13 protein-coding genes and 1 pseudogene are annotated in these 12,863 nt (G+C 70.5%); 9 read left to right on the top strand and 5 right to left on the bottom strand.

All coding sequences use genetic code 11. The features are described from left to right. Positions 1–9 precede the first annotated feature (9 nt). Positions 10–855: a hypothetical protein gene (locus tag ACPPVT_RS11165; protein ID WP_426560220.1), complete on the bottom strand. Its 846-nt coding sequence runs from the start codon at positions 853–855 to the stop codon at positions 10–12. An 83-nt stretch (positions 856–938) separates the two neighbouring features. Beyond that, entirely contained in the window at positions 939–2,027 is a 1,089-nt protein-coding gene (locus ACPPVT_RS11160) for a YihY/virulence factor BrkB family protein (protein WP_426560218.1), read from the bottom strand. A 228-nt stretch (positions 2,028–2,255) separates the two neighbouring features. Here ACPPVT_RS11160 and ACPPVT_RS11155 point away from each other — a divergent pair, with 228 nt between their 5' ends. From ACPPVT_RS11155 to ACPPVT_RS11145, 3 genes are all read left to right on the top strand, one after another. Next, positions 2,256–2,384, top strand: a complete 129-nt coding sequence (locus tag ACPPVT_RS11155; protein ID WP_426560216.1) for a hypothetical protein — start codon at positions 2,256–2,258, stop codon at positions 2,382–2,384. 166 nt (positions 2,385–2,550) lie between these two features. After that, positions 2,551–2,706 carry a hypothetical protein gene (locus tag ACPPVT_RS11150; protein ID WP_426560214.1) on the top strand — a complete coding sequence of 52 codons (156 nt, stop codon included), beginning with the start codon at positions 2,551–2,553 and terminating at the stop codon, positions 2,704–2,706. A 77-nt stretch (positions 2,707–2,783) separates the two neighbouring features. After that, the gene (locus ACPPVT_RS11145) at positions 2,784–2,954 is read left to right on the top strand and encodes a CsbD family protein (RefSeq protein ID WP_426560212.1); all 171 of its coding nucleotides are present in this window, start codon (positions 2,784–2,786) and stop codon (positions 2,952–2,954) included. A 237-nt stretch (positions 2,955–3,191) separates the two neighbouring features. Here ACPPVT_RS11145 and ACPPVT_RS11140 read toward each other — a convergent pair whose 3' ends face one another. After that, positions 3,192–3,632, bottom strand: coding sequence for an ANTAR domain-containing protein (locus ACPPVT_RS11140; RefSeq protein ID WP_426560210.1), 441 nt, complete (start codon positions 3,630–3,632; stop codon positions 3,192–3,194). Positions 3,633–3,762: 130 nt separating this feature from the next. After that, positions 3,763–4,509 (bottom strand): 3-keto-5-aminohexanoate cleavage protein, encoded by a 747-nt coding sequence (locus ACPPVT_RS11135; RefSeq protein ID WP_426560208.1) that lies wholly within the window; start codon positions 4,507–4,509, stop codon positions 3,763–3,765. 127 nt (positions 4,510–4,636) lie between these two features. Between ACPPVT_RS11135 and ACPPVT_RS11130 the strand changes: the two are divergent. From ACPPVT_RS11130 to ACPPVT_RS11105, 6 genes and pseudogenes are all read left to right on the top strand, one after another. Further along, positions 4,637–5,647, top strand: a pseudogene (locus tag ACPPVT_RS11130) (YhjD/YihY/BrkB family envelope integrity protein). Positions 5,648–5,721: 74 nt separating this feature from the next. Continuing rightward, on the top strand, positions 5,722–6,414 hold the full coding sequence (locus tag ACPPVT_RS11125) for a DUF5995 family protein (protein ID WP_426560206.1): 693 nt from the start codon (positions 5,722–5,724) through the stop codon (positions 6,412–6,414). A 250-nt stretch (positions 6,415–6,664) separates the two neighbouring features. Continuing rightward, on the top strand, positions 6,665–7,909 hold the full coding sequence (locus tag ACPPVT_RS11120; RefSeq protein ID WP_426560204.1) for an acetyl-CoA hydrolase/transferase family protein: 1,245 nt from the start codon (positions 6,665–6,667) through the stop codon (positions 7,907–7,909). 50 nt (positions 7,910–7,959) lie between these two features. After that, positions 7,960–9,480 (top strand): MFS transporter, encoded by a 1,521-nt coding sequence (locus ACPPVT_RS11115; protein WP_426560202.1) that lies wholly within the window; start codon positions 7,960–7,962, stop codon positions 9,478–9,480. Between the two features lie 204 nt (positions 9,481–9,684). After that, positions 9,685–10,077 (top strand): VOC family protein, encoded by a 393-nt coding sequence (locus ACPPVT_RS11110; RefSeq protein ID WP_426560200.1) that lies wholly within the window; start codon positions 9,685–9,687, stop codon positions 10,075–10,077. Positions 10,078–10,086: 9 nt separating this feature from the next. Further along, positions 10,087–10,950 carry an NAD-dependent protein deacetylase gene (locus tag ACPPVT_RS11105; RefSeq protein WP_426560199.1) on the top strand — a complete coding sequence of 288 codons (864 nt, stop codon included), beginning with the start codon at positions 10,087–10,089 and terminating at the stop codon, positions 10,948–10,950. On the opposite strand, the gene ACPPVT_RS11100 is transcribed toward ACPPVT_RS11105, so the two are convergent. Beyond that, complete coding sequence (locus tag ACPPVT_RS11100) at positions 10,868–12,859, bottom strand: vWA domain-containing protein (protein ID WP_426560197.1); 1,992 nt, start codon at positions 12,857–12,859, stop codon at positions 10,868–10,870. The two genes, ACPPVT_RS11105 and ACPPVT_RS11100, sit on opposite strands and share 83 nt — an antisense overlap. Positions 12,860–12,863: the final 4 nt, after the last annotated feature.

Genomic DNA, 12,863 nt, shown 5'->3' with positions numbered 1-12,863 from the left:
TGGTGGCGCTCACGGCCGGCTGCCCGTGCGGGCCCAGTCCGCGTCCGCCGCACCGGTACTCGGGGTCGAGTACTCGTGCCCGGCCGATACCACGTCCTCACCCAAGCCGCCCGTGGTGCCGTTGCCCGAGCTCAGGTCGGGGGTCTCGGTCGGCTCGGTGTTCATGCGCGCCTCCGCGAAGCCCCTGGAATCGCCGGAGTCGCCGGGCTCCGAGGAGCTGGAGGCGTCGGCCTGTAGTCCGCGTCCCAGACGTCCGGCCAGGACACCGGCCCCTGCGCACAGGACGAGGAACGTGCCAGGGCGGCGCCGCGCGTACTCCCTGACCTCGTCCAGCACGGCGCCGGGCTCGCGGTCCTCTAGCCACGACGCGAGCGTCGCGGCATGCCCGGCCACCTGATCGGTCAGGTCCTGCGCCAGCCCGGGCTCGGACGCCCGCGCGGACATCTCGTGCAGCTGGCCAGACAGGGCGTGCAGACTGCCGGCTGCTCGTTTCTGCTGCGTGCGCGCCTGGTCGTTCAGCTCGGTCCGGCCCTGGCTGAGCAGGTCCCGCGCCTGCGTCTTGGGTTCACCGGCGACCTGACCAGCCTGCTCCTTGGCGGTGCCGGCCACGCTCACCGCGGCGTCCTTTGCCGAGTCCTTCACCTCGCCGGCCTTGTCCTTGGCCACGTCAGCCGTCGACGACGAGTCGGATGACGACTGCGACGACCCGGCCGAGAAGTCCGTCGACGATGTCGGTGCGGCAGGGACGGCGGCCGTGCTGGTAATGCCGGTGCTGTAGCCAGGGTTGTCGGTCGAGCCCTGTGGCGTGGTCAGGTCGGGTGTGAGGGGCGACCCGTCTCGAGGTGTGTCGGTCATGATGGGCCTTTCGCTTGCTCGGCGCTCACGGTGAGCTCCTTGGTGAACACTTGGCTGAACGTGGGTTGGGAACTTGGCTGATGTCAGGCCCGGCGGTTGTCGGTGCGCAGCTCTGCGGCTTCCTCGACCTGGTCGGCTTCGCGTTCTTCGTTCTTACGGATGCCTTTGTCGTCGCGCGGGGGGAGCTGCAGTTCGGTCTCAGCCGCCATGCCGGCCTGGAGCTGGCGGCTGCGTTCGAGCTCGGAGTCCAGCTCGGCACCGAACAGCAAGGCAAGGTTGGTGATCCACAGCCACAGCAGGAAGACGACGACCCCGGCCAGGGCGCCATAGGTCTTGTCGTAGCTGGAGAACATCGACACGTAGAGGCCGAAGAGCAGGGAGGCGATGACCCAGGTGACGAACGCGACCATCGCGCCGACACTGAGCCACTTGAACTTGGGCTGCTGCACGTTCGGGGTCGCGTAGTACAGGACCGCGATGACCAGGACGACGACCAGGGCGATGACCGGCCACTTGGCGATGTCCCACACGGTGACCACGCTGTGCCCGAGGCCGGTGGCGTCGCCGATGGCGGTGGCCACCGGCCCGGTGACGACGAGAGCGAGTGCGACCAGCGCCGCCATGATGACCGCCACCAGCGTGATGAGGATCTGCAGCGGACGCAGCTTCCAGAACGGGCGTCCCTCGTCGATCTCGTACACCCGGTTCATCGCCCGGCCGAACGCCCCGATGTACCCCGACGCTGACCAGAGCGCGGTCGCCAGGCCGAGGACGAGCGCCAGCCCGGCGCGCTGGGAGGACGCCAGCTGCTCCAACGGGCCGCGCAAGGTCTCGGTCGCCGAACCGGCACCCACGTCGTTCATCACCTGCAGGAGGGTGTCGACGGTCTCCTTGCCCTTGCCGAACACCCCGACCAATGAGACCAGGGCGATGGCTGCCGGGAAGATGGCCAGCACCGCGTAGTAGGTCAGCGCCGCCGCCAGGTCGGTGCACTGGTCGTCGGTGAACTCGTGGAACGCACGCTTGACCGCCAGCCACCAGGCGCGACGGTGCAGGTCCGTCGGTGAGTCCGGCTTACGCGCGTCGTCCGGGTCAGGCTCGTCGTCGACAGTGGTACCAGCATCAGCCGCATCGCGTGCAGCAGCAGCGCGGGTGTTCTCGGTGGAGGTCATTGCCAGCTCCTGCCGTAGAACGGGTTTCGGGGCGGGGCCACCGGCTTGACCTGGCCCGAGCATGGACCCGTTCCTCCGCTCCCGCTCGTCGATCTTGTTCCACGGCGCGAACGGGCAGCGTTGCGTTTGCGGGCCTCGCATCTCAGGGCGATGGTGGGGTTATCTCGGCTGGAGCAGCTCGGTCGCCGCCACATCGCCTCGCAGGCACGCGAGTACGAAGGGCCGCCGATGACTAGCACCGACCAGCTCGACCAGGTTCCGAACGCCACCGTGTACCTCGACGACACCACCGGAGACCCGTCCTGGATCACCGTCAAGACTGGGCTGTTCGGTACAAACGAGGGCTCGCGGCGATGAGCACCAGCTCCGGCAGCCAGCCTCCCGGAGATCGACCCAGCACCGAGCCGGACCGCGACCCGTCGGCCCTCGACGGAACTCGCGACGGGCCTGGTGACGCGACCAGGTCCAACGCCGCCGTCCAGACGACCACGAAACCCGACACCCGCAAGGCATCGCCGTCTGGGTGTGGGGCGTCGTCATCGCCATCGTCGTCGCCATCGTCGTCGCCGTCGTCGCCGTCGTCGCCGCGCTCGTCGCCGCGCTCGTCGGCGCGGTGCTCGGTGGGCTCGCCGGGATGCGCTTCCACCGCAACGTCGACAAGACCGGCCTGGGCAGCTGAGCCAACACAGACGTCCCGCTGCGAAGCAACCGCAGCGGGCGGGCAAGGTCCGCTGATGTCTACGCACAGGAGGCAACATGGGTACCGAGGACAAGGCCGAGAACAAGGTCGACGAACTGAAAGGCCAGGGCAAGGAAGCCCTCGGCAAGGCCACCGACAACGACCAGATGGAAGCCGAAGGCAAGGGCGACCAGGCCAAGGCCGACATCAAGCAAGCCGGCGAGAAGGTCAAGGACGCCTTCAAGTAGGCCGCACAGCCGCGGCGCCCCACACCGTCGTGTGGGGCGCCGCCCCGCGCCATCTTTCTTCGGCTCCTGGCTGGCCCAGTCCATCGCCGGCCGCGCCGCGCATGACGAGACCCAGCTGCGCCAGCTCGAGACCCCGATGAGCTGCTCGGGTACGTGACCTCGGCCGACTTCTGGAACCGAACCCCCGCGTAGACCTCGACCGGCGTCGAAGGCTGAACAGACGCCGCGCCCCGGAACTCAAAGACCGGTCTCGGCCCCCATGTCGCTCGACGACGAATCGGCTGCTGTCACGTCGCCCGCCACCGGGGCCTTCCTGGGGACTGAGCCGGCGGCCCGCGCGCGGGAGGCCCGCACGGTCACAGCCCACCGCCGCTTCACGACAGCCGCTGCGGTCAGAGATGCCGGGGCGCCCTGCCCTGGGCGTACTGACCGCCCACCGGTGAACGAGACCAAGGCGAACGCCAGGTCCCGAAGCTTGACGTTCTCCTCTGTGGACGCCCGCTTCAGCTCGGCCCAGGCGGTCTCCGAATCGAAGCCGCGCAACGTCATCAGGATGCCCTTTGCCTGCTCGATCGGCGCCCGGGTCGCCATCGCCTCCCTGAGCTGGCCTGCCTCTTCGGCCAGGTCCATCCACTCGCGGTCAGGCTCGTGGCCGCCCTCTGAGAACTCGTCCATCATTCCGTCTCCGTCTCACGTTGCCAGCGCGAAGGCGGGGCCCCCCGAGGGGGCCACACCCGAAACGACGGCAGCAGATTAGGCCGAGATTGCGGTGTCATCAAGTCCCCAGCGCACACTGCTTGACCTCGTGCTAGGAACGACTCCGACGCTGGAGCAGGGTTGCCGCCACGACCAGCTGGGCGTTGCTCTCGGCCTGGGTGCCGTCCGGTAGCAGCACGGAGTCTTCGAAACCGACGCGAGTGTCATGCCCTCGACGGAACGCATCCTCCACCAGCGGCCACGTCCAGTCGTACATCCCGTGCGTGAGGCGAGGACACGTGGACCCAGCCAGGTCCAGGGCGTCGTTCACCTGCTGCGCCAGCAACGCCGGCTCACCGGTCAGGAAGTACGGCTCACCTGGGCCCAGCTCGATGCTGACCCGCTGCGCGCGCGGCAACAGTCCCGAGCCCAGCAGTTGGTCCATCTCGGCCGGCGCCCACAGGCCCACATCGATCCCGACCCCGACTTCGAGCAAGGCCGTCATGACGGTTTCGAAGCCCCGTTCAGACAGGTTCACCGTCGCGCAGTCAACGCCTTCCCACCCCCGAATCATCGCGATCCGGTCGGCCAGGTCGGGCACGATCCACTCGCCGGTCGTCAACCCGACCTCAACCTCGACGCCGATATCGGCGGCGACCTCGCGCACCTTGCGACAGGTGTCGTTCACCACGGCGGGGTCGAGGCTCTCCGAGCCAGAGGCATCTCTGACATGCAGGTGCACGCCATCCGCACCGGCTCGGAAGCAGGCTCGTAGATCGTCCGTGAGCTCACCCAGGGAGACGGGCATGTGGGGATGCACGTCCTTACCCCACGGCCCGGTCGGCGTCACCTGCAGCATGACGCACACGCTAGGGGGTGGGCCGGCTCCTGGCGACGATGCGGCTGGGCTGCACCAGCAGGGACGAGCGCCGCCAGGCAGGTTTGGTTCGCCGCCCTCATCATGGGCTGGTGTCGGGACTTGCAACGTGTCTGTGACCGCGCGGCTTGACGCGCTACAGCGGCGCGTGCCAGCGCTCAGCTTTCCGCTGGCCGTGGTCTAAAAGTTCGTCGACGACCAGGGTGGCTATCTGGCTGCGCTCATCACCTACTACGGCTTCCTGGCCTTCTTCCCACTCCTGCTGCTGCTCAGCTCCGTGCTCGGCTTCGCCCTCGGCCGCGACCCTGACCTGCAGCAGCGGGTGGTCGACTCGACGTTGAGCCAGTTCCCCGTCATCGGCTCCCAGCTGTCCAGTCCCGAAGGCCTGCACGGCAGCGTCACCGCCGTAGTCGTCGGCGTGGTCGCGTGCCTGTACGGCGGCATCGGCGTCGCGCAGGCACTGCAGAACGCGATGAACACGGCGTGGTCCGTCGCCCGCAACGAGCGCCCGAACCCTTTCCTCGGTCGGCTCCTCAGCCTGGGGCTGCTCGCCATCGGCGGCCTCGCCATCGTGACCACCACTCTGCTGACCGCCCTCGGCACCCGCTCCCAGATCGCCGGCATCCACCTCGGCCTGGCCGCACAGGTCCTCAGCGTCGTCCTGTCCGTCGTCGTGAACGCCGCGCTCCTGGTCGTGGTCTTCCGGATCGCCACCGCCCGCCCGCTCAGCGTTCGACAGGTCGCCCCCGGCGCCATCTGCGGCGCCCTGGCATGGCTGCTGCTCCAATCGTTCGGTGCGGGGTACATCGCGCATGTGGTCCACGGAGCCAGCGAGACGAACGGGGTCTTCGCCATCGTGCTGGGCATGATCGCCTGGATCTACCTGAGCACCGTCTCGCTGGTCCTGTGCGTCGAGATCAACGTCGTCCGGGTCAAGCAGTTCTACCCACGCGCCCTGCTCACCCCGTTCACCGACGACATTGACCTGACCGCCGGTGATGCCCGCGCGTACACCGACGCCGCGACCGCGCAGAAGGCCAAGGGCTTCGAGTCCATCGACGTCACCTTCAACGACGACGACCACGACTCGGCCGGTCGCCGAACCCAACGCCCAGACTGACGGCCGGGCTTGCGACCTGACGGGCAGGCGTCGCCGGTCACGACGTGAGGCCGGGGTACCGCTACGGTCGGCACATGGCAGCCACGCCCGTCGTGTCGGTGCAGGACGTCATCGAGCGGATGCAGCGGATCGAGGACGAGCTGAAGCCCGATGACGGGGCCGCGGTGTTCAACCGCATGTACCTGACCGTGACCGAAAAGGTCGTGGCCGCCCTGGCCGCCGAGCAGGTCTTCCACGACCCGATCTTCATGGCCGAGCTGGACGTGACGTTCGCTGGCCTGTGGCTCGCCGCCTACGACTCCTCGGCCCCGACCATACCGAAGGCGTGGGCGCCGCTGTTCGAGCGTCGCCACGAGACCTCGCTGCTGCCGATCCAGTTCGCGCTGGCCGGGATGAACGCGCACATCGCGCACGACCTTCCCGTCGCGCTCAACGCGACCTGCCGGCAACTGCGCAAGTCGCCGGACGACGCCACGGTCCGCGCGGACTACGAGAAGGTCAACGACCTGCTGGCCGCCTGCGAGAACGAGATCCGTCGCTCGTTCCTCAACGAGGCCGAGCAGGCCGTCGACCAGCACCTCAGCCCGGTCGTGCACCTGATCGACTCATGGAACATCGATCGGGCGCGGGACGTCGCCTGGGTCAACGCCGAGGCGATGTGGGCGATCCGCGGCCTGGGACCGTTGGCCGGGCGTTACGAGGTCGCGCTGGCCCGGACGGTCGGCATGGCCTCACGTTGCCTGCTCACCTCGGTGCTGGCGGCCTGACGTCCGGACAGCGGACGCACGAGAGCCCAGCTACGAACGTAGCTGGGCTCTCGCTCTGTGCGCCGGTCGACCGCCTCTCGGCGTGTGGCCGCTCGGAGCGGCTGAAGATGGAGCCCGGGGGTGTACAACCGGCGAGCACCATTGTAGTCGGCGACGAACGCCCAGCGATGCAGAAGGGCCGCACGGTAGCCAGTGCCGGTGTCGCCCGACACACTCCAGGCATGGGAACTCTCTTCGCCGGCCCGGTGCCGTGAAGGTCGCCACGCCCGCGCAGCTGACGGCCGCGGTCCGCCGGCACGCAGCCGTCCGAACCGGTTCGGGCCTTCCCCGGGTGGTCGCGAGCGGGAACTTCGCCACGCCGCACGACCTGCTGGCGGCCGTCGACGAGGGCCTGCCGGGTTACCGGCTGAACGTGCTGAACGCCCATCCCGGGGTCCCGGTCCGGGCCGGCGTCGTGCACGAGACGTCGTTCGTCGGGCCAGGAGTGCGTGGGCTGCCGTCGCTGGCGTACGTGCCGGCCCGGCTGTCCCTGCTCCCCACGCTGCTGGGTTCGGTGATGAAGCCGGACGTCGTGCTGCTGCACTGCTCGGTCCCCCGCCAGGGCAAGGTCTCGCTGGGCATCGAGGTCAACGTCCTGCCCGCAGCGGTGGAGTCGGCCCGGGTGTCCGGCGGCCTGGTTCTGGCGCAGCTGAACCCGCACATGCCGTACACCTTCGGGGACGGCGAGCTGGACACCGACCTGGTCGACCTGGCCATCGAGGCGGCGGTTCCGCTGCCCAGTCCGGGCGGTCGCAGCGTGGACGACGACTCGGCCGAGATCGGTCGGCTCGTCGCGGACCGGATCGGCGACCGGTCGACGCTGCAGCTCGGTATCGGCGCCATCCCGGACGCCGCGCTGGACGGCCTGACCGGGCGTCGAGGGCTACGCATCTGGTCGGAGATGGTCGGCGACGGCGTACTGCGCCTGGCACAGGCCGGTGCGCTCGACGCCGAGGCGGAGGTCGTCGCGTCCTTCATGTTCGGCTCCGACGAGCTGTACGCCTGGGTCGACCAGAACCCGAGGGTCCGGATGGCCAGAACCGAACGCGCCAACGACCCCGCGCAGATCAGCCGCCAACCGGCGATGACGTCGATCAACTCCGCGCTGGAGGTGGACCTGTTCGGCCAGGCCAACGCCTCCCGGCTGAACAACCGGATCCACTCCGGGTTCGGTGGCGCCACCGACTTCCTGGTCGGCGCGCTGCACGCATCCGACGGACAGGCGTTCGTCGCCTTGCGGTCCTGGCACCCCAGAGCCGACGTCTCTTGCGTGGTCGCCCTGCTCGACGAACCGGTCACCTCGTTCCAGCCCAGCGCCATCGTCACCGAGCAAGGGGTGGCGCAGCTGCTCGGCCGCACCGAGCAGGAGCAGGCGCGAGCCATCATCGAGCAGGCCGCGCACCCGGACGTGCGGGACGAGCTCGCCGAGGAGGCGCACCACCTGGGCCTGGCCTGACCGGGCGCGGGCCGCCGACGATGACGGCATGATCGGTGGCAGGAGGTGCGATGGCCCAGGCCGCCGGTTCGATCCGCACAGGCACGGCACGCGGTCGATGGGTGCTGCTCGCCACCGTGCTGGGCAGCGGTATCGCCTCGCTGGACGCGACTGTCGTGAACATCGCCTTGCCCACCATCGGGCGGGACCTGGGTGCCAGTCTGGCCGGCCTGCAGTGGACGCTGAACGGCTACACGCTCACACTGGCCGCGTTCATCCTGCTCGGCGGCTCGCTCGGCGACGTCTGGGGGCGGCGCCGCATCTTCCAGCTCGGCACCCTCGCCTTCGCCGCGACGTCCCTGCTGTGCGCGGTGGCACCCAGTGTGGAGGTGCTGGTTGGCGCCCGGGTTCTCCAGGGCATCGCGGGCGCGCTGCTGACCCCGGGTTCACTGGCGATCATCGCCGCATCGTTCTGTGTCGAGGACCGAGCGGCTGCGATCGGGGCCTGGTCGGGGTTCAGTGGCGTGACCGCGGCGGCCGGACCGTTCGTGGGCGGCTACCTGATCCAGCACCTGTCGTGGCGTTGGATCTTCCTGATCAACCTGCCGCTCGCGCTGTTCGTCGTGGTCGTCGCGCAGCGGCACGTGCCGGAGAGCCGTGATGAGACCGCACCGCGCAAGACGGACGTCGCCGGCGCCCTGACCTGCGTCGCGACCCTGGCCCTGCTGACCTTCGGGCTGATCCGCTGGGGTGCGGACGGAATGAGCCCCCTGGTGGCGGCGTCGCTGGTGCTGGCAGTGCTGGCAGGTGTCGGCTTCGTGGTGGTCGAGCGCCGCAGCTCGCACCCGATGGTGCCGCTGGACATCTTCCGTTCCACCCGGTTCACGGCAGCCAACCTCGTCACGCTGGTGATGTACGCCGCGCTGGCGGGGGTGTTCTTCATGCTGTCCCTGCAGCTGCAGATCGTCTGCGGCTTCTCACCCATCTCGGCGGGTGCGGCGCTCCTCCCCGTCACGGCGCTGATGCTGGTCGGTTCGGCCCGCGTCGGTCGGCTCGCCCAGCGATACGGTCCGCGGCCGTTCATGACGGTCGGTCCCCTCGTGTGCGCCGCCGCGATGCTGATGCTGCGCCAGGTCGGCGCCGGCTCGAGCTACTGGCTCGACGTCCTGCCAGCGGTGGCGGTGTTCGGCGTCGGACTGACGATCACCGTGTCCCCGCTGACCATCGCGGTCCTGACCTCGGCACCGCAACGGCACTCGGGTGTCGCGTCCGGGGTCAACAACGCGGTCGCCCGGACCGCGGGCCTGCTCGCTGTGGCTGTGCTGCCGCTCGCCGCCGGCATCAGCGAGACCAGCTACCTGGAGCCCGCCCAGTTCGACGCCGGGTACGAGCGCGCGCTGATCGGCTGCGCCGCGCTGCTGGCCCTGGGCGGTCTGATGTCCGCGCTGCTGATCGGTCCGGCTGGGGTGACGCCGGAACCTGAAGGGCTGGAAGCGGAACCACCCGACCGCCCGGCCCAGCGGTACCACTGCGGGGTGGACGCTCCCCCGCTGGGACAGCGCCCCTCGCTCAGCGGCCCTCCAGGTCGTTGACGGACCGGGCGAGTGTCGACCCAACCGCCACTGTGGCAGCCTCGGCGTGGAGTCAGCGGCCAAGGAGGCAGCAGGATCCGACCCGAACCTCGGTGCGAAACGCCACAGGTGGCACACGAGTCCCAACGGTTTCAGGATGTGGTCGGATCACGTCGCCCGATATCGGGAGGCGCGGCGTGCCCGCGCGCGGGCAGGATGGGCCTCATGACCGTTCAGGTGCACAGCATCACGTTCGACTGTCAGCGCTGGGAGCCCCTGGTCGAGTTCTGGGCCGCGATCTCCGACTTCGCGCAGGACCCGGACAACCCCAACAACCCCGGCGACCCGATGGGTGCCCTGCGCTCGCCGACCGGGCTCCAGCTGCTCTTCATCCCCGTACCCGAGGCCAAGACGGTGAAGAACCGGGTGCACCTGGACGTGGTGCCGACCGACTCCACCCGGGACGAGCAGGTGCAGCTCACGCTGGACGCCGGCGCGACCCTGGTGGCGGACCATCGCCGTCCGGACGGGTCGGGCTGGGTCGTGCTCGCCGACCCCGAGGGCAACGAGTTCTGCGTGGAGCGCAGCCAGGCCGAGCGGGACGCCGCCGCCACGTAGGCTGCTCGGGTGCACGACCTGCGAGCTGCGTTCGACCTGCTAGCCGGTCGACGGGTAGTCGTCCTGACCGGGGCGGGCCTGTCGACCGACTCCGGCATCCCCGACTACCGCGGGCCGTCCGCAGTGCCGCGTCAGCCGATGACCCACCAGGAGTTCGTGTCCGGGCCGGCCGCTCAGCAGCGCTACTGGGCGCGCAGCCACGTCGGCTGGGCACGCATGCGGCAGGCGCAGCCGAACGAGGGCCACCTGGCGCTGGCTCGGCTGGAGCGCTCAGGCGCGGTGGCTGGGCTGATCACCCAGAACGTGGACGGCCTGCACGGAGCCGCCGGCAGCCGCACCGTCATCGACCTGCACGGCCGGATCGACGAGGTGGTGTGCCTGCGCTGCGACGAGATCACCTCGCGGGCCACGCTGCACGAGCGACTGACCGAGCACAACCCCGGTTTCGGGGCCGGCGTCGACGCCCGCATCGCACCGGACGGTGATGCCGAGGTGCTGGACGTCGAGCACTTCCGGCTGGCCTCGTGCCTGGTCTGTCGCGGCGCCCTGATGCCGCACGTGGTGTTCTTCGGCGCCAACGTGCCCAAGGACCGGGTCGAGCGCAGCTACGCGATGGTGGAGGGCGCGGACGTGCTGCTGGTCGCCGGAACCTCGCTGACCGTGCAGTCGGGGCTGCGGTTCGTCCGCCGGGCCGCACGTGAGGCCATCCCGGTCGTCCTGGTGAACCGTGGTCCGACTCGGGGCGACGACCTGGTCACGGTCAAGGTGGACGCCGGGTGCTCCCCGACGCTCAGCCGGCTGAGCGCCGCCCTCTGCGGGCTCGAAGGTAGTCGCTCACCACGTACTGACCCAGATCGTGCGCGGACGGCGTGAACACCCGCCCGCCGCTGCGTCGAGCCATCGCGTCCACGAACCGGCGTAGCCCGAGGTCCTCGCCGAGCATGAACACGTTCAGCACCGCGCCGTAGCGGGTCAGCAGGTCGATCTCAGCGATCGTCGCCCGAAGCGTCTCGGGACGCGGCGGCCAGGCGAAGGCCGCCTCGCCGTCCGCCAGCAGGTGGGCGGTCGGCTCGCCGTCGGTCACGACCAGCACCACCGGGTCGCCGTCGCTGTGCTTGCGCAGGTGTCGACGCGCCAGCTGCAGGGCGTGCTGGAGGTTGGTGCCCTGCACGAAGTCCGGCTCGGCGGCGGCGAGCTCACCCGAGGTCAACGGCAGCGCGTACCGGCCGAACCCGATGATCTGCAGCGCGTCCTGCGGGAACCGGGTGGCCACCAGGTGGGACAGCGCCAGCGCGGTCTGCTTCATCGGCCCCCAGCGGCCCTCGGCGACCATCGAGAACGACATGTCGACGCACAGCGCGACCGCGGCGCCCGCGCGGCGCTCCGTCTCCACCACCTCGAAGTCCTGCACGTCCAGGCTGATCGGGCCGCCGCCGAGGCTCGCGCTGCGGCGGACCGCGTTCGACACGGTGCGCACGACGTCCAGTGGTTGCTCGTCGCCGAACTCCCAGGCCCTGGAGGCACCGGTCGCCTCGCCGGACGCACCCGCCGACCGCAGGTCGTGCCGTCCGCGGGAGGCGGAGTCCAACCGGTCGAAGACGCGCCCCAGCGCGGTCGACCCCAGGCGCCGCAACGCCTTCGGGCTGAGTACCGTCTCGGCCGCGCTCCCGGTCAGCCAGCCCTGACGACGCAGTTCGCGCTCGAGCTCGCGTAGCCGGCGCACGTCGTCGGCGGCCCCCCGACCCAGCTGGCGCTCGACCGCCTCGACGTCCACGTCGTCCAGCGTCGCGCCCGGGTGCTCCTGCCCGAGCTGGTCCAGCAGCTCGTCCAGCTCGGCCACCTCGGCCAGCGCACCGGTGGCCTCGCCGTAGCCGAGCGGCTGCTCACCGCGACCCCGCTCACCCCGGCCCCAGGAAAGGTCCGGTCGCAGCGCGCGCAGGTTCTCCGACAGTGCGGCCATCTGCTCGGCCACCCCAGCCTGACCAAGCGCCTGCTCCATCAGGCCGGCGAGCTCCGCGCGCTGGGCCGGGCTCAGCGAACGCATCAACCGCTCCCCCGCCGCCGCCCGGCGGGCCAGCAGGTCGACCAGCTCGTCGACGTCCTGGGGCTGCTCGGGGAAGAACTCGCCGTGCTGGCTCATGAACTCGGCGAAGCTGTCCGTCGTGTCCTCGCCCCGCGCGTGCTGACCGAGCAGCTCGTTGAGGTCCGTGAGCATCGCGCGCAGCGCTGCAGCTGCCTGCGGGTCGTTCCCCGGGTCGGCACCCTGCAGCGCCTGGCGCATCCCCTCGAAGCGCTGTCCCAGGACGTCCTCGCGCAGCTCGTCCAGGATCCTCTGGTAGTCCGCCCGCGCTTCGTCGCTGGTCCAGTCGTAGTCGGAGAGCTCCTGCACGGCACGCGCCGTCGAGCGGGGCAGCGCGTCCAGCTGGGCCTCGGCGAACCGCGCGTCCTCGTCGTCGCGTCCCGCCAGGGCCTCTCGCTCGGCCGCCAGCGCCTGGTCCAGCAGCGCCTGCGCGCGGGTGATGGTGCCGTCCAGCCGCCCGCGGCGCAGCGCGTCCCGGCGCTGCCGGCGGGCACGCTCGTGCAGGTCGTCCAAGCCCTGCCCGCGCTGGCCCGCCGGACCGCGACGGAGCAGGTCGCGCAACGCATCCCGCAGACTGGCCCCGGCCAGCACCTCCTCGCCCAGGGCGTCCACCGCTGCCCGGACGTCGTACGGCGGGGCGAGCGGGTCCGGCCCGCCCTCCCACGCGCCGTACCGGCTGCGCCGTCCGGACTGTCGCGGCACGTGC

The sequence above is a fragment of the Angustibacter sp. McL0619 genome, assembly GCF_049994355.1.
Taxonomy (GTDB): Bacteria; Actinomycetota; Actinomycetes; order Actinomycetales; family Angustibacteraceae; genus Angustibacter.
Note: the sequence above shows the minus strand (reverse complement) of the source record. Positions and strands in the feature narration are given on the sequence as shown.